This window comes from Paraburkholderia aromaticivorans (assembly GCF_012689525.1).
In the GTDB taxonomy this organism is placed as follows: domain Bacteria; phylum Pseudomonadota; class Gammaproteobacteria; order Burkholderiales; family Burkholderiaceae; genus Paraburkholderia; species Paraburkholderia aromaticivorans_A.
The window spans coordinates 2,807,722-2,823,126 of record NZ_CP051516.1 but is presented as its reverse complement, the minus strand read 5'-3'; the positions used below and the strand labels follow the sequence as shown (position 1 = coordinate 2,823,126).

The 15,405-nt window shown below is 63.1% G+C and carries 14 protein-coding genes; 11 read left to right on the top strand and 3 right to left on the bottom strand.

Annotated elements, in window-relative coordinates; all coding sequences use genetic code 11:
- The first annotated feature begins 1 nt into the window (after window position 1).
- From lpxB to HF916_RS40835, 3 genes are all read left to right on the top strand, one after another.
- Window positions 2–1,171, top strand: coding sequence for a lipid-A-disaccharide synthase (lpxB, locus tag HF916_RS40845; RefSeq protein ID WP_168794368.1), 1,170 nt, complete (start codon window positions 2–4; stop codon window positions 1,169–1,171).
- Window positions 1,168–1,911: a ribonuclease HII gene (gene rnhB / locus HF916_RS40840; protein WP_168794367.1), complete on the top strand. Its 744-nt coding sequence runs from the start codon at window positions 1,168–1,170 to the stop codon at window positions 1,909–1,911. Before lpxB ends, rnhB begins: the two co-directional genes overlap by 4 nt.
- A 70-nt stretch (window positions 1,912–1,981) precedes the next feature.
- A complete protein-coding gene (locus HF916_RS40835; RefSeq protein ID WP_168794366.1) occupies window positions 1,982–2,767 on the top strand; it encodes a TrmH family RNA methyltransferase in 786 nt (261 codons plus the stop codon).
- A 157-nt stretch (window positions 2,768–2,924) separates the two neighbouring features.
- Here HF916_RS40835 and ppsR read toward each other — a convergent pair whose 3' ends face one another.
- Window positions 2,925–3,740: a posphoenolpyruvate synthetase regulatory kinase/phosphorylase PpsR gene (ppsR, locus tag HF916_RS40830; RefSeq protein WP_168794365.1), complete on the bottom strand. Its 816-nt coding sequence runs from the start codon at window positions 3,738–3,740 to the stop codon at window positions 2,925–2,927.
- A gap of 521 nt (window positions 3,741–4,261) precedes the next feature.
- Between ppsR and ppsA the strand changes: the two genes are divergently transcribed.
- The 3 genes from ppsA (at window position 4,262) to HF916_RS40815 (ending at window position 8,284) form a co-directional block, all read left to right on the top strand.
- Entirely contained in the window at window positions 4,262–6,667 is a 2,406-nt protein-coding gene (ppsA, locus tag HF916_RS40825) for a phosphoenolpyruvate synthase (RefSeq protein WP_168794364.1), read from the top strand.
- A gap of 167 nt (window positions 6,668–6,834) precedes the next feature.
- On the top strand, window positions 6,835–7,290 hold the full coding sequence (locus HF916_RS40820) for an NfeD family protein (protein ID WP_168794363.1): 456 nt from the start codon (window positions 6,835–6,837) through the stop codon (window positions 7,288–7,290).
- A 61-nt stretch (window positions 7,291–7,351) separates the two neighbouring features.
- Window positions 7,352–8,284: an SPFH domain-containing protein gene (locus HF916_RS40815; RefSeq protein WP_168794362.1), complete on the top strand. Its 933-nt coding sequence runs from the start codon at window positions 7,352–7,354 to the stop codon at window positions 8,282–8,284.
- A gap of 278 nt (window positions 8,285–8,562) precedes the next feature.
- Here the strand turns inward: HF916_RS40815 and smpB are convergent, their stop codons facing one another.
- On the bottom strand, window positions 8,563–9,009 hold the full coding sequence (smpB, locus tag HF916_RS40810; RefSeq protein WP_168794361.1) for an SsrA-binding protein SmpB: 447 nt from the start codon (window positions 9,007–9,009) through the stop codon (window positions 8,563–8,565).
- Window positions 9,010–9,109: 100 nt separating this feature from the next.
- On the opposite strand from smpB, the gene HF916_RS40805 reads away from it, so the two are divergent.
- Complete coding sequence (locus HF916_RS40805) at window positions 9,110–9,547, top strand: type II toxin-antitoxin system RatA family toxin (RefSeq protein ID WP_168794360.1); 438 nt, start codon at window positions 9,110–9,112, stop codon at window positions 9,545–9,547.
- On the top strand, window positions 9,544–9,876 hold the full coding sequence (locus HF916_RS40800) for an RnfH family protein (protein ID WP_168794359.1): 333 nt from the start codon (window positions 9,544–9,546) through the stop codon (window positions 9,874–9,876). Before HF916_RS40805 ends, HF916_RS40800 begins: the two co-directional genes overlap by 4 nt.
- Window positions 9,877–10,142: 266 nt before the next feature.
- Here HF916_RS40800 and HF916_RS40795 read toward each other — a convergent pair whose 3' ends face one another.
- On the bottom strand, window positions 10,143–11,120 hold the full coding sequence (locus tag HF916_RS40795) for a DMT family transporter (RefSeq protein ID WP_168794358.1): 978 nt from the start codon (window positions 11,118–11,120) through the stop codon (window positions 10,143–10,145).
- Window positions 11,121–11,393: 273 nt separating this feature from the next.
- On the opposite strand from HF916_RS40795, the gene guaB reads away from it, so the two are divergent.
- The 3 genes from guaB to guaA all read left to right on the top strand — a co-directional run bounded on the left by guaB (window position 11,394) and on the right by guaA (window position 15,373).
- On the top strand, window positions 11,394–12,854 hold the full coding sequence (gene guaB, locus HF916_RS40790; protein ID WP_168794357.1) for an IMP dehydrogenase: 1,461 nt from the start codon (window positions 11,394–11,396) through the stop codon (window positions 12,852–12,854).
- A gap of 6 nt (window positions 12,855–12,860) precedes the next feature.
- Window positions 12,861–13,586, top strand: a complete 726-nt coding sequence (locus tag HF916_RS40785; protein WP_168794356.1) for a hypothetical protein — start codon at window positions 12,861–12,863, stop codon at window positions 13,584–13,586.
- Window positions 13,587–13,789: 203 nt separating this feature from the next.
- On the top strand, window positions 13,790–15,373 hold the full coding sequence (gene guaA / locus HF916_RS40780; RefSeq protein ID WP_168794355.1) for a glutamine-hydrolyzing GMP synthase: 1,584 nt from the start codon (window positions 13,790–13,792) through the stop codon (window positions 15,371–15,373).
- The last annotated feature ends 32 nt before the right edge of the window (window positions 15,374–15,405 follow it).

Below are 15,405 nucleotides of genomic sequence, written 5' to 3'. Positions count from 1 at the left end.
GATGGCATTGCAACCCAGTCCATTGCGCGTCGCGATGGTGGCCGGCGAGCCGTCCGGCGACCTGCTAGCGGCCGCGCTGCTCGACGGCCTCACGAGCCGTCTGCCCGCCGGCACCCAGTACTACGGGATCGGCGGCCCGCGCATGATCGCCACCGGCTTCGACGCCCACTTTCCGATGGAGAAGCTGTCGGTGCGCGGCTATGTCGAGGCGCTGAAGCACATTCCCGGCATTCTCGGCATTCGCAACGAGCTGAAGCGGCAGTTGCTGGCTGAACCGCCGTCGGTGTTCGTCGGCGTGGATGCGCCCGATTTCAATTTCGGGCTCGAGCATCCATTGCGCGAGGCCGGGATCCCAACCGTTCACTTCGTGTGCCCGTCCATCTGGGCGTGGCGCGGCGGCCGCATCAAGAAGATCGCCAAGGCGGTCGACCACATGCTGTGCGTGTTCCCGTTCGAAACGGCGCTGTTGGAAAAAGCGGGCGTCGCGGCATCGTACGTGGGCCATCCGCTCGCTGACGAAATTCCGCTCGTGCCGGACACGCTCGGCGCGCGCCGGACGCTGGGTCTCGCGGAAGACGGCCCGATCATCGCGGTGCTGCCGGGCAGCCGGCGCTCGGAGATCGATCTGATCGGCCCGACCTTCTTCGCCGCGATGGAGATGATGCAGCACCAGGAGCCGAGTCTGCGGTTCGTGATGCCGGCGGCCACGCCGGCGCTGCGCGAAATGCTGCGGCCGCTGGTCGATTCGCACCCCGGCCTCGCGCTGACGATTACCGACGGCCAGGCGCAACTCGCCATGACCGCGGCCGACGCGATCCTCGTGAAGAGCGGTACCGTGACGCTCGAAGCCGCGCTGCTGAAAAAGCCGATGGTGATCTCGTACAAGGTGCCCTGGCTGACCGGCCAGATCATGCGCCGGCAAGGCTATCTGCCGTATGTCGGGCTGCCGAACATCCTGGCGGGGCGCTTCGTGGTGCCGGAGATCCTGCAGCACTTCGCCACGCCGCAGGCGCTGGCCGAAGCCACGCTGAAACAGTTGCGCGACGAGACCAACCGGCGCACGCTGACGGAAATCTTCACGGAGATGCATCACGTGCTGAAGCAGAACACCGCGCAGCGCGCGGCGGAAGTCGTGGCGAGCGTCATCGAAAAGCGGAAGGTGCGGCTGTGACCATTTCACGCGCGCCTCGCCGTAAAACCGTTGCCGGAGCAGCGGCGCAACAGGTCGGCCTGAACTTCGAGACGCCGGACGACGTTGTCTGCGGCGTCGACGAAGCAGGGCGCGGCCCGTTGGCCGGCCCGGTCGTGGCCGCGGCGGTGATTTTCGATCCGTCCAAGCCGATGATTCGCGGTCTCGACGACTCCAAGGTGCTGACCGCCAAAAAACGCGACGAGCTGTACGACAAGATCGTCGACCGGGCGCTGGCTTACTGCATCGCTTCGGCATCGGTCGAGGAAATCGATTCGTTGAATATCCTGCACGCCACCATGCTGGCCATGAAGCGTGCCGTGGAAGGCCTGTCCGTCGTGCCGACGCTCGTCAAGATCGACGGCAATCGCTGTCCGACGCTGAGTGTGCGCAGCGAAGCGGTGATCGGCGGCGACGCGCTCGTCAAAAGCATTTCGGCGGCGTCGATTCTCGCCAAGGTCACGCGTGACCGGATGCTGCTCGAATTGCATCAGACGTATCCCGTCTACGGCTTCAACGCGCATGCCGGTTACGGCACGCCGCAGCATCTCGCCGCGCTGCGCGAACATGGGCCTTGCGAGCATCATCGGCGTTCGTTTGCGCCGGTGCGTGAAGCGCATCTGCGCTTCGGCTCGGGCGTGCCGCTGTCGGCGGGTGAAGTGATCGTCGTGTCCGAAGTGATGTTCGACGACGACGCCTTCGGCGAACGCCGCGTCGTCTGAACGTTGCACGGGCGCCCATGAGCGCCGCGTGTAACCCACCTTTCCCCCATTCTCACTGTCTTCGCTGCCTGTGAAAGCTATCACCTCGCGGGACAATCCGCTCTACAAGCGCCTGAAGGCATTGGCCGGCTCGACGCATCAACAGCGCAAGAGCGGTCACGCGCTGCTCGAAGGGTTTCATCTCGCGAGCGCGTATCTCGACGTCGCCGGGCAACCGGAAATGTGCATCGTCACCGATGGCGCGCTGCGCCACGACGAAGCGCAGGCGATCGTTTCGCGCATCGAAGATCATCGTCTCGTGACGCTGCCGGATGCGTTGTTCGGGCAGTTGTCGAATGTCGTGCACGGTGTCGGCATTCTGCTGCTGGTCGAAAAGCTCGATACGCCGCTGCCCGACACGGTCGCGCAAACCTGCCTCGTCCTCGACGGCGTCCAGGACGCGGGCAACGTCGGCTCGATTCTGCGCAGCGCGGCGGCCGCCGGCATTGGGCAGGTGTTCTGCGCGCCGGGTACGGCGTACGCGTGGTCGTCGAAAGTCTTGCGCTCGGGCATGGGCGCGCACTTCCTGCTGCAGGTTCACGAAGATGTGGAAGCGCAGGCGCTGATCGAGCGCCTCGCGGTGCCGATCGTGATCACGGACTCGCACGGCGCCGAGGCGATCTACGATTGCGACCTGAGCGGACCGCTCGCGTGGGTGTTCGGCAACGAAGGGGCGGGCGTCTCGCCGATCTGGCGCGATGCGGTCTCGTTGCGGGTGACGATTCCCCAGCCGGGTGGCATGGAGTCGCTGAATGTGGCGGCCGCAGCGGCCGTGTGCGTATTCGAGCAGTGCCGGCAGCAGCGCGGGCGTAGTTGACGCAGGAGACGCGCGCGCTCCGGCGTTCGTCTGGGCTCGAGTCTGTTTCAGGCCGCGGGGCTCAGATCGCGCTTACGCCGTGGCGCGACAACACGCATGTTCTCGCGCGTGCCCGTGTTCAAGGCCGCCGGGCTCTGCGCGACCCATGCGCACAGGCTCAATACGAAGGCCTATCCAGCTTGATTTCCTGCAGGATCGTCGTCGCGATCTCCTCGATCGACTTGTGCGTCGACGACAACCACTTGACCCCCTCACGCCGCATCATCGCTTCGGCTTCGTTGATCTCATAACGGCAATTCTCCGGCGCGGCGTACTTGCTGCCGGGCCGACGCTCGTTGCGAATCTCCGAAAGCCGCTGCGGATCGATCGACAAACCGAACATCTTCTGCCGATGCGCCAGTAACGGCGTGGGCAATTTGCCGCGTTCGAAATCTTCCGGAATCAGCGGATAGTTGGCCGCTTTCACGCCGTACTGCATGGCCAGATAGAGGCTCGTCGGCGTCTTGCCGCTGCGCGACACGCCGACCAGAATCACGTCGGCGTCGGCCAGATTGCGGTTCGATTGGCCGTCGTCGTGAGCGAGCGAGAAATTGATCGCCTCGATCCGGTTCTTGTACTCCTCGGTGTCGGCGTTCTGGTGGCCGCGGCCCATCGCGTGGCTCGACTTCAGTTCCAGTTCCTGTTCGAGAGGCTCGACGAAGGTCTGAAACATGTCTAGCACGAGCGCATTCGAGCCTTTCACGATCTGATTCGACGCGCTGTCCACCAACGTGGTGAAGACGATTGGACGGCGGCCGTCCTGCACGATCGCTTCGTTGATCTTTTCGAGCGTGGCGTAGGCCTTCTCGGTCGAGTCGACGAAGGGCACGCGAACCAGTCGGAATTTCTGGTCGAACTGGGAAAGGATCGAATGCGCGAAAGTTTCGGCAGTGATCCCGGTACCGTCGGAGACGATGAATACGGTGGGCGGCATCAGTGGGGCTGGGGAACGTGAGCGAAAAAACGCTCGAATGAAACATCGCTGTGTGGATGACGCTGCCCGGTGGCTAACCGGAGACTGCAGCGGCGTCCAACCAGCGCGCCGTGGGCACCGCAACTGCGCCCGGATGGCGGCGGGGCCTCGCAAAAGCCCGCTGGCCGGTCCGGGGCGCGATTCGAGGCGCAATTCTCGTCCGACTGTCACATTTCGAGAGTCGGCACGGTAGAATAGCGGCAACCTGTTGGATAAGCAATTGCAGGCGATTGGCGTCTAACTCACCGTGAACGGTCGTTCAACGCCTCGCTTTTGGCCGGTATTCTGGTCGCTAAGTTGCGGCGAACGTTGTGAATTGATCGGCAAATTCGTCCATTCGCCTTCTTCGTCGCGCATCGGGCAATTTGCAGCGAGTGCTTCTCCAACAGGTTGTGCAAGACGCGAGGTTACGCTTCCAATAGGCGTCTCACGTCCGAGCCCACTTGCACAGCCGTGAATTTCTTTCACACTTAGGGGCTTGTATGACTAACGCAGTTACCGTCGCAAAGGATAAGGCGTATGTAGTTCCGTTTGAGCAGTTGCGGATGACCGATGTGGAGATTGTCGGCGGCAAGAACGCGTCGCTTGGCGAGATGATCAGTCAACTCGCCGAAGCTGGCGTGCGCGTGCCGACCGGTTTCGCCACCACGGCGCTGGCTTTCCGTGACTTCCTGAATCACAACACGCTGACCGAACGCATCGCCAAACGTCTCGAAACGCTCGACGTCGACGACGTGAAGTCGCTCGCCGAAGCGGGGAAAGAGATCCGTCAATGGATCGTCGACGCGCCGTTCCAGCCGCAACTCGAGGCTGATATCCGCGCGGGCTTCGACACCCTGCAAAACAGCTCGCCTGAAGAACTGTCGTTCGCCGTGCGTTCGTCGGCCACGGCGGAAGACTTGCCGGACGCATCGTTCGCGGGTCAGCAGGAAAGCTACCTCAACGTGGTCGGCGTGGAAGACGTGCTCGATCGCATGAAGCACGTGTTCGCGTCGCTGTACAACGACCGCGCTATCTCCTATCGCGTCCACAAGGGCTTCACTCACGCTGAAGTCGCGTTGTCGGCGGGTGTGCAGCGCATGGTGCGCTCGGACGTCGGCGCGGCCGGCGTGATGTTCACGCTGGACACCGAGTCGGGCTTCAAGGACGCCGTCTTCATCACGTCGAGCTATGGTCTCGGCGAAACCGTGGTGCAAGGCGCGGTGAACCCGGACGAGTTCTACGTCTACAAGACCACGCTCGAACAAGGCAAGTACCCGATCATCCGCCGCTCGATCGGCTCGAAGCTGATCAAGATGGAATTCACCAAGGCGGGCGAAGCCGGCCGCGTGAAGACCGTCGACGTGGCGCACGAGCAGCGCAACCGCTTCTCGATCACGGACGAAGACGTGATCGAGCTGGCCAAATACGCCGTCATCATCGAAAAGCACTACGAGCGTCCGATGGACATCGAGTGGGGCAAGGACGGCCGCGACGGCAAGATCTTCATTCTGCAGGCGCGTCCGGAAACGGTGAAGAGCCAGGCCGCGGGCAAAGCGGAGCAGCGCTTCAAGCTGAAGGGTCAATCGAACGTGCTGGCCACCGGCCGCGCAATCGGTCAGAAGATCGGCGCGGGTCCGGTGCGCGTGATTCACGATCCGTCGGAAATGGACCGTGTGCAGCCTGGCGACGTGCTGGTCGCCGACATGACCGACCCGAACTGGGAACCGGTCATGAAGCGCGCTTCGGCAATCGTCACGAATCGCGGCGGCCGTACCTGTCACGCGGCGATCATCGCGCGTGAACTGGGCGTGCCGGCGGTGGTCGGCTGCGGCGACGCGACCGACGTGCTGAAGGAAGGCGCGCTGGTCACGGTGTCGTGCGCGGAAGGCGACGAAGGCAAGATCTACGACGGCCTGCTCGAAACCGAAATCACCGAAGTGCAGCGCGGCGAACTGCCGCCGATTCCGGTGAAGATCATGATGAACGTGGGCAACCCGCAACTGGCCTTCGACTTCTCGCAACTGCCGAACGCAGGCGTGGGTCTGGCGCGGCTCGAGTTCATCATCAACAACAACATCGGCGTTCACCCGAAGGCGATTCTCGAGTACCCGAACATCGATCAGGACCTGAAGAAGGCCGTGGAAAGCGTCGCTCGCGGGCACGCCTCGCCGCGCGCGTTCTACGTCGACAAGCTGACCGAAGGTATCGCCACGATCGCGGCGGCGTTCTATCCGAAGCCCGTGATCGTGCGTCTGTCGGACTTCAAGTCGAACGAGTACAAGAAGCTGATCGGTGGTTCGCGCTACGAGCCGGACGAAGAGAACCCGATGCTGGGTTTCCGTGGCGCGTCGCGCTACATCGCGGAAGACTTCGCCGAAGCGTTCCAGATGGAATGCATCGCGCTGAAGAAGGTGCGCGAAGAGATGGGCCTCGACAACGTCGAGATCATGGTGCCGTTCGTGCGTACGCTGAAGCAGGCGGAGCGCGTGGTCGGGCTGCTGACGAAGTACGGCCTGAAGCGCGGCGAGAATGGCCTGCGCCTGATCATGATGTGCGAAGTGCCGTCGAACGCGATTCTCGCCGAAGAATTCCTGCAATTCTTCGACGGTTTCTCGATCGGCTCGAACGACCTGACGCAACTCACGCTCGGCCTCGATCGCGACTCCGGCATGGAACTGCTGGCGGTGGATTTCGACGAACGCGATCCGGCGGTCAAGTTCCTGTTGAAGCGCGCGATCGACACGTGTCTGCGACTGGACAAGTACGTCGGTATCTGCGGCCAGGGTCCGTCGGATCATCCGGACTTTGCGCAATGGCTGACCGATGAAGGCATCAAGTCGATCTCGCTGAACCCGGACTCGATCATCGAGACGTGGCAGCAGTTGGCGAAGTCGATGGCGAAGTAAGGCGAGCGGCATCCCGCTTCCTAAGCGGCATGCATGACGTGCGGTGCGGTAGGTCAAGCGCGCATCGAAGGCACGTGAAACCGTGCTGTATCGCCCGTTAAAATGCGCTCGCTTCGTGCTATAAACACCCCGGTAGTTCCGGGGTGTTTTGCTTTGTGGAGGTCGACGTGGCGCCAGGTGGATTGTTCTGGTGGATCGGGGCGGGTGTGCTGGTCGTGCTGGAGTTGCTCAGCGGCACCTTCTATCTGCTGATGATCGCGTTGGGCTGTGTCGCGGCCGCGCTTGCGCATCTCGCGGGCGCCGCAGCCGACGTGCAGTTCGCGGTCGCGGCCGTGGTGGCGCTGGCGGCGGTCCTGCTGCTCAGGCGTTCGCGGTTCGGCCGCAGAACGCGCAAGGAGGCGTCGCGCAACCCGGACGTCAATCTCGACATCGGTCAAACGCTGACCGTGCCGGCGTGGCACGAGCGGCGGGCACGCGCCGACTATCGCGGCGCGGCATGGGATGTCGAACTGGCCGCGGGCGAGCCGGAAGACGCGCAGCTCTACGAAATTACGGAGTTGCGCGGCAGTTGCCTCGTCGTCGTGGCCGCGCGTCATTCAAACAGCCGGGCCACCATTGCGTGAGCACTAACGCGTCACACGTGCATCACACACAACTATTCGAACTACGGACCGGAGGGTAGTAATGGATTCGACCATCGTCGGGGCGGTGCTTCTGATCATCGTGATCGTACTGGCGGCGCAGATCATCAAGATCGTGCCGCAGCAGCATGCGTGGGTTCTGGAGCGGCTCGGCCGCTATCACCGTACGCTGACGCCGGGCTTGAGCTTCGCGTTTCCGTTCGTCGATCGGATCGCCTATAAGCACATCCTCAAGGAAATTCCGCTCGAGGTGCCGAGCCAGGTCTGTATCACGCGCGACAACACGCAATTGCAGGTGGACGGCGTGCTGTATTTTCAGGTCACCGACCCCATGAAGGCGTCGTACGGATCGAGCAACTTCGTGTTCGCGATCACGCAGTTGTCGCAAACCACGCTGCGCTCGGTGATCGGCAAGCTCGAACTCGACAAGACTTTCGAGGAGCGCGACTTCATCAACCACAGCATCGTGTCGTCGCTCGATCAAGCTGCGACGAACTGGGGCGTGAAAGTGTTGCGCTACGAGATCAAGGACCTGACGCCGCCCAAGGAAATTCTCCACGCGATGCAGGCCCAGATCACCGCCGAGCGCGAGAAGCGCGCGCTGATCGCCGCTTCGGAAGGGCGCAAGCAGGAGCAGATCAATATCGCGTCCGGCGGCCGCGAGGCCGCGATCCAGAAGTCCGAAGGCGAGCGGCAGGCGGCGATCAACCAGGCGCAAGGTCAGGCGTCGGCGATTCTGGCCGTGGCCGAAGCCAACTCGCAGGCGATTCAGAAGATCGCGGCCGCCATCCAGTCGAACGGCGGGATGGAAGCGGTGAACCTCAAGGTGGCCGAACAATACGTGAACGCGTTCGGCAATCTGGCGAAGCAAGGCACCACGCTGATCGTGCCGGGCAATCTCGCGGACATGAGTTCGATGATCGCGTCGGCGCTGACGATTGTGAATAAGGGGAAGGGCGCGACTGAGGTGCGGTGAATGCGCCGGCTCAGTTGAATGCACCGGGTGCACCGAGTGCGTTGAATACAACGAGCGCGCTGAACACGCAGACTGCGCTCAGCGCACCGACAGCGCCCACCGCGCTGATTGCGCCGACCGCGCTTTGACCTGCTGAAAAAAGAATAGCCCGCGGACTACGTGGGCTATTTTCATTTGAGCGTTTGCGTGCCGTATCGAGGTTGATCACAGCGCGTTGACCGAAAACGGAGCGCGGCATATCCGCACACCGCACGCCGTTATTCAGACCAAACCACCGATCAACTCGGCGAGCGCATCAGACGCGCTTTCTCACGTTCCCAATCGCGCTTTTTCTCAGTCTCGCGCTTGTCGTGCTGCTTCTTACCCTTGGCCAGGCCGATCTCGCATTTGACGCGGCCGCCCTTGTAGTGAAAATTCAGCGGCACGAGCGTGTAGCCGCGCTGCTCGACCTTGCTGATCAGCTTGCTGATCTCTTCGCTATGCAGCAGCAGCTTGCGCGTGCGCACCGGGTCGGGATTGATATGGGTCGAGGCTTCGGGCAGCGGGCTGATGTGCGTGCCGATCAGGAACAGTTCGTTATTCTTGATAACGACGTAACCTTCCTTGATCTGGCCGCGCCCGGCGCGCAGCGCCTTGACCTCCCATCCTTCGAGCACGAGCCCTGCTTCATAGCGTTCTTCGACCGAGTAGTCGTAGAAGGCTTTTCTGTTGTCGATGATGCTCATGAATGGAAAGTGCCCAACTCGTTTAAAATCACGATTTTAGCAAAGCGGGGCAAGGAAAGCCCGCTGCGCTCGTCCACCCTTGCCACGCGCTGTTCAATTTATGGCAGATGTCCAGAAAACCGTGTTGATCCGCCATTCGGCGGAACAGATGTTCGACCTCGTCACCGACGTCGCCGATTACCCCAACTTCCTGCCGTGGTGTGGGGGAGTCGAAATCCGCCGCCGTGACGAAACCGGCATGGAGGCGAAGATCGATATCAACTTCAAGGGCATCAAGCAGCACTTCGCCACGCGTAACAGCATGGAGCGGCCCACGCGCATCGATATGGAGTTCGCGGACGGCCCGTTTCGCAAATTCACTGGCTTCTGGCGCTTTACGCCATTGCGCGCCGATGCCTGCAAGATCGAATTCGCGCTGCACTACGAATTCACCAACATCATTCTCGAGAAGATCATTGGCCCAGTGTTCAATCACATCGCCCATACCTTCGTCGAATCGTTCGTGAAGCGCGCCGACCAGCGCTACGGTAAGGCATGAGCGCGCGCTTGTCGATTGAAGTCTGCTATGCGTCTGCCGGCGAGCAGGCCCTGATTGCCGTGGAATTGCCGGAAGGCGCCACGCTGCAGCAGGCGCTGGACGTGAGCGGCATCTTGCGGCGTTTCCCGCAGATCGATCTGGGCACGCAGAAAGTGGGCGTGTTCGGCAAGCTCAAGCCGCTCGACGCGGTGCTGGCCGACCACGATCGCGTGGAGATCTACCGGCCGCTGCTGGTCGATCCGAAGGTGTCGCGTCAGCGGCGCGTCGAAAAGACCCGCAAGGCGGGCTCGATCGAAGGGCGTCGGTGGCAGAACAAGGATTCGCGGTAGGCGGATCTTGCGTGGCCGGGGCAAGGCGGCGGGCAGGAACGGCTCGCGTCAAGTTTCGGTCGGGCTGCGGGTTTGGCCGCGAACTGCTCACATAAAGTCGCGGTCGGGCGGCGTATTTGGCCGCGAACTGCTCGCATGAAGTCGCGGTCGGGCCGCGTATTTGGCCACGACGTGCTCGCGTCAAGCCTCAGTCAAGCCGCGTCTCCGGTTACGAACTGCTTCCGTCAAGCCTCACACAAGCCCCGTCCTCCGGGCGTGCTCTGGCCTCACGGCGCCGACACTTGCGGCTTTTCCTTGATCCGTGCGACCCTGGACGTATCGTCGTCCGCATGCTGGCGCACCGACCAGCACACGCCGGCCACCAGCAGCAGAATCGCCGCCAACTCGAGCGGACGCGGCAGTCGCTGGTCATAAATGAACGCGTAAAGCAGCGCGAAAAGCGTCTCGAACACGATCATCTGGCCTGAGAGCGTCAGCGGCAGCCGTTTCGATGCGGCATTCCACAGCCCGTTGCCGAGCCACGACGCGCCGATCGCGAGCCCCAGGTTGAGCATCCAGAAGGTGTGCCAGCGTCCGTCGGCCAGTTCGCCTTGCGGGCCGCCCGCCGGCAGCACGGCGATCAAGAGCCACAGCGCCGCACCGAGCGCGCCCGTCACCACGCCCCATAGGACCGACCATTCATTGCCACTGAAATGCGTCTGGCGCTGCAGATAGCGGGCGTTTTCGACCGCAAACCACGTCCAGCAGCCCAACGCGCCGACCGCGCAGGCGAGTCCGGTCAGCTTGGTGACGACGCTGACCGGCGTACTCTCCGCCACGGTGAACACATCGATGTTGATGCAGGCGATGCCCGCCATCACCAACGTCAGCGGCCAGGCGAGGCGGGCGAGCGGCACCGCGCCGTGATCGCGCCGGCCCAGCAGCGTGACCGTGACGGGCAGCACGCCGACGATCAGCGACGCCGGTGCGATGCCGATCAGGTGCACGGCGGCCGTCAGCAGCAGGTAGTAGAGGAGGTTGCCGGCCAAAGCCAGTTTCACCAGCGCGCCGAGATCCTCGCGGGTCAGGCGTTTGACGAGCGAGCGCGCCATGGGCAGCGCGGCGGCCAGCGAGACGATGCCGTACATCGTGTAGCGGCCCGCGCTCAGAAGCAGCGGCGAAAAGTCCGGCAGCACGCGCGGCACCAGAAAAACCATGCCCCATAAGGCCCCGGCGATTACTCCATATGCCACACCGCGTTGCATCGACTGCCCCTGCAAAAAAACTGGAATGGTCGGCAGAATAGCCGGAGGGCGGGCCGGGCGTCTTGTTCGATTCTGCAATTCGAGCCCGCCGACACCCCGTTGCGCCCGAACGCGCAAACGAAACCTGATCGAACCCGAGGCGAACAGCCCAAGCGAAATCCAGGGGCCCGATGGCGCGAAAAAAACCGCCCGAAATTCGCTAAGCTGCTGTTAGTGCAGTGAAAACCAGGGAGGTATCGCGTATAATTCGCTTTTGCGCCTATAGGATTTGCCATGCGTCTGATCCAAACAGCACTCACGTTCGATGACGTGCTCCTCGTCCCGGCTTTCTCCGATGTTCTGCCGCGCGACACCAGCCTCAAGACCCGGCTGACCCGCAACATCTCCCTGAATATGCCGCTTGTGTCCGCCGCCATGGACACCGTCACCGAAGCACGCCTTGCCATTGCGATGGCGCAAATGGGTGGCGTGGGCATCATCCACAAGAATCTCACCGCAGCCGAACAGGCGCGTGAAGTGGCCAAGGTCAAGCGCTTCGAATCGGGCGTCGTGCGTGATCCGATCACGGTGCCGCCGCAAATGAAAGTGCGCGACGTGATCGCACTGTCGCAGCAGCATGGCATTTCAGGCTTCCCGGTCGTCGAAGGCGCGCAACTTATCGGTATCGTCACGAACCGCGACCTGCGTTTCGAGGAGCGTCTGGACGAGCCGGTGCGCAACATCATGACGCCGCGCGAGCGTCTCGTCACCGTCAAGGAAGGCACGCCGCTCGCCGAAGCCAAGGCGCTGATGCACAGCCACCGCCTCGAACGCGTGCTGGTCATCAACGACGCATTCGAACTGCGCGGCCTGATGACCGTCAAGGACATCACCAAGCAGACCGAACACCCGGACGCATGTAAAGACGAACACGGCAAGCTGCGCGCGGGCGCGGCGGTCGGCGTCGGCGCGGACAATGAAGAGCGCGTCGAACTGCTGGTGCAGGCGGGCGTCGACGTGATCGTCGTCGATACCGCGCACGGCCACAGCCAGGGCGTGCTCGAGCGCGTCAAGTGGGTCAAGCAGAACTTCCCGCACGTCGAAGTGATCGGCGGCAACATCGCCACCGCGGCGGCCGCCAAGGCGCTCGTCGAATACGGCGCGGACGGTGTGAAGGTCGGTATCGGCCCGGGCTCGATCTGCACGACGCGGATCGTCGCCGGCGTGGGCGTGCCGCAGGTCACCGCGATCTCGAACGTGTCTGAAGCGCTGAAGGGCACGGGAGTGCCGGTCATCGCCGACGGCGGCGTGCGCTTCTCGGGCGACGTCAGCAAGGCGCTGGCAGCCGGCGCGAATGCCGTGATGATGGGCAGCATGTTCGCCGGCACCGAAGAAGCGCCGGGCGACGTCTTCCTGTATCAGGGCCGCCAGTACAAGTCTTACCGTGGCATGGGCTCGGTCGGCGCGATGAAGGACGGCGCGGCGGACCGCTACTTCCAGGACAACTCCGCGAACATCGACAAGTTGGTGCCGGAAGGTATCGAAGGCCGCGTCGCCTACAAGGGCTCGGTCAACGCGATCCTGTTCCAGTTGATCGGCGGCGTGCGCGCCAGCATGGGCTACTGCGGCTGCCGCACCATCGTCGAGATGAACGAGAAGGCCGAGTTCGTGCAGATCACGGGCGCGGGCTTGCGCGAGTCGCACGTGCATGATGTGCAAATCACCAAGGAAGCGCCCAACTACCACGTGGACTAAACGCCAATGAAGCCATTGCTGCGCGCTGTACTCATCCTCGATGCCCTGCTGTTGCTTGCGTTCGGCCTGCTGTTTCTGCTGACGCCGTGGACTTCGCTGTACAACGCGCTGCTTCTGGTGCAAACCCAGCCGGCTCTGGTCGGTCAGGGGTTTGGCGTGGCGCTGATCGGGCTGGCATGGCTGGCCTTCCACGCGTCGATCGACGGCGCGCTCACGTCCACCGTCGCCAAGGTGGTCGGCCATGTGAACTGGCTGACCGGCGTGCTGATGCTGGTCTGGCTGCTCGGTCTGCATACGCCGGCGCTGACCGGTTTCGGGCAGATCGTCGCGGTGTTGACGGGCGTGGTGCTGCTGGTGATTGGCTTGGGCGGCGTGCGTTTGTCGGGCACGGTGCGGCGACGTGAAAGAGTGCGGCTCGCTGAAGCCGCCGCTGCCGAGCGCGCCGAAAAGCAGGCTGCTAAAGACGCCGCGAAAGACGCAGCTAACCGGCGCGAGCCGGGCCGTGTCACAGCGGGCTTTCCGGTCTATCACGCCGAGCCAGTCGTGCCCGTTATGCGTCCTGTCAGTTCCGCCAGTCCTGTTGCAGGGGCGCCGCTTCATCCGGTGGTCGACGAAGCCAGTCTGACGCCGTCCGAACGCGCAGCGCGGGCAGAAGCGGCCGCCGCGCGAGACGAAGCCCGCAACGGCGCCGCCGACGCGCCTGGCGCGCCCCGGCCGCCGTTTCATGGCTGACGCGTTGCGCGCCATGTCGTGTACCGAAGCATTCGGATCTGGTTTGTGTGCGCCACCGGCAACTGCCTGCGGCGCCGCCCGCGCCGACACGCTGCATCGTTACGTTTCATGCTCGATCGTCCCCACGTGGACCGCTTTGAATTCAACGCCGCGCTCCGCGCGCGGCATTCCGTATCCGCTCACTTTTGACTCCGTCCGCTGATATGCATGACAAGATCCTGATCCTCGACTTCGGTTCTCAAGTCACCCAACTGATTGCACGTCGCGTTCGCGAAGCCAACGTGTATTCAGAAATTCATCCGTACGACGTCGATGCGTCGTTCATTCGCGACTTCGCGCCGACGGGCGTGATCCTCTCCGGCGGCCCGAGCTCGGTCACCGAAACCGATACGCCGCGCGTGCCGCAAGCCGTGTTCGAACTCGGCGTGCCGGTGCTCGGCATTTGCTACGGCATGCAGGCCATGGCCGAGCAACTCGGCGGCAAGGTCGATATCGGCCATCTGCGTGAGTTCGGTTATGCCGAAGTGCGCGCGCGCAATCACACGAGCCTGCTCGAAGGCATCAGCGACTTCACCACGCCGGAAGGTCACGGCATGCTGAAGGTGTGGATGAGCCACGGCGACAAGGTGCTGGAAATGCCGCCGGGCTTCGCGCTGATGGCGTCGACGGAATCGTGCCCGATCGCGGCCATGGCCGACGAAAAGCGCCGTTTCTACGGCCTGCAATGGCACCCGGAAGTCACGCACACCGTGCAGGGCCGCGCCATGCTCGAGCGCTTCGTGCTGCAGATTTGCGGCGCGCGGCCCGACTGGGAAATGGGCCACTATATCGACGAAGCCGTCGCGAAGATTCGCGAGCAGGTGGGTAAAGAGCACGTGATTCTGGGACTGTCGGGCGGCGTGGATTCGTCGGTGGCGGCGGCGCTGCTGCATCGCGCGATCGGCGATCAACTGACCTGCGTGTTCGTCGATCATGGCCTCTTGCGGCTGAACGAAGCCGAGCAGGTCATGGCGACCTTCGCTGACCACCTTGGCGTAAAGGTGATTCACGTCGACGCAAGCGAAGTGTTTCTGCGCAAGCTGGCCGGTGTGACCGATCCGGAAGCGAAACGCAAGATCATCGGCGCGGAATTCGTCGAAGTGTTCCAGACCGAAGCCGGCAAACTGACCGATGCGAAGTGGCTGGCGCAAGGCACGATCTATCCGGACGTGATCGAATCGGCCGGCAAGGGCAAGAAAGCGACGCAGACCATCAAGAGCCACCACAACGTGGGCGGCCTGCCTGAGACGCTGAATCTGAAGCTGCTCGAACCGCTGCGCGAACTGTTCAAGGACGAAGTCCGCGAACTCGGCGTCAAGCTCGGTTTGCCGCCGGCCATGGTGTATCGCCACCCGTTCCCGGGCCCGGGTCTGGGCGTGCGGATTCTCGGCGAAGTGAGGCGCGATTTCGCGGACCTGCTGCGCCGCGCGGACGCGATTTTCATCGAGACGCTGCGTACTTTCATCGATAAGGAAACCGGCAAGTCCTGGTACGATCTGACGAGCCAGGCGTTCGCGGTGTTTCTGCCGGTGAAGAGCGTCGGCGTGATGGGCGACGGGCGCACTTACGAGTACGTCGTTGCGCTGCGTGCCGTGCAGACGCTGGACTTCATGACCGCGCATTGGGCGCATCTGCCGCATGAACTGCTGGGGCACGTGTCGAACCGGATCATCAATGAAGTACGCGGGATTAACCGGGTGGTGTACGACATCTCGGGTAAGCCGCCGGCGACGATCGAGTGGGAGTGATTCAAACTGCTCCGAAGTCGTTCCGGGAGCTC

Coding starts and splice junctions, on each gene's coding strand:
- lpxB (WP_168794368.1), top strand. CDS start 2: ATGGCATTGCAACCCAGTCCATTGCGCGTCGCGATGGTGGCCGGCGAG.
- ppsR (WP_168794365.1), bottom strand. CDS start 3,740: ATGCCGCCCACCGTATTCATCGTCTCCGACGGTACCGGGATCACTGCC.
- ppsA (WP_168794364.1), top strand. CDS start 4,262: ATGACTAACGCAGTTACCGTCGCAAAGGATAAGGCGTATGTAGTTCCG.
- HF916_RS40815 (WP_168794362.1), top strand. CDS start 7,352: ATGGATTCGACCATCGTCGGGGCGGTGCTTCTGATCATCGTGATCGTA.
- smpB (WP_168794361.1), bottom strand. CDS start 9,009: ATGAGCATCATCGACAACAGAAAAGCCTTCTACGACTACTCGGTCGAA.
- HF916_RS40805 (WP_168794360.1), top strand. CDS start 9,110: ATGGCAGATGTCCAGAAAACCGTGTTGATCCGCCATTCGGCGGAACAG.
- HF916_RS40800 (WP_168794359.1), top strand. CDS start 9,544: ATGAGCGCGCGCTTGTCGATTGAAGTCTGCTATGCGTCTGCCGGCGAG.
- HF916_RS40795 (WP_168794358.1), bottom strand. CDS start 11,120: ATGCAACGCGGTGTGGCATATGGAGTAATCGCCGGGGCCTTATGGGGC.
- guaB (WP_168794357.1), top strand. CDS start 11,394: ATGCGTCTGATCCAAACAGCACTCACGTTCGATGACGTGCTCCTCGTC.
- HF916_RS40785 (WP_168794356.1), top strand. CDS start 12,861: ATGAAGCCATTGCTGCGCGCTGTACTCATCCTCGATGCCCTGCTGTTG.
- guaA (WP_168794355.1), top strand. CDS start 13,790: ATGCATGACAAGATCCTGATCCTCGACTTCGGTTCTCAAGTCACCCAA.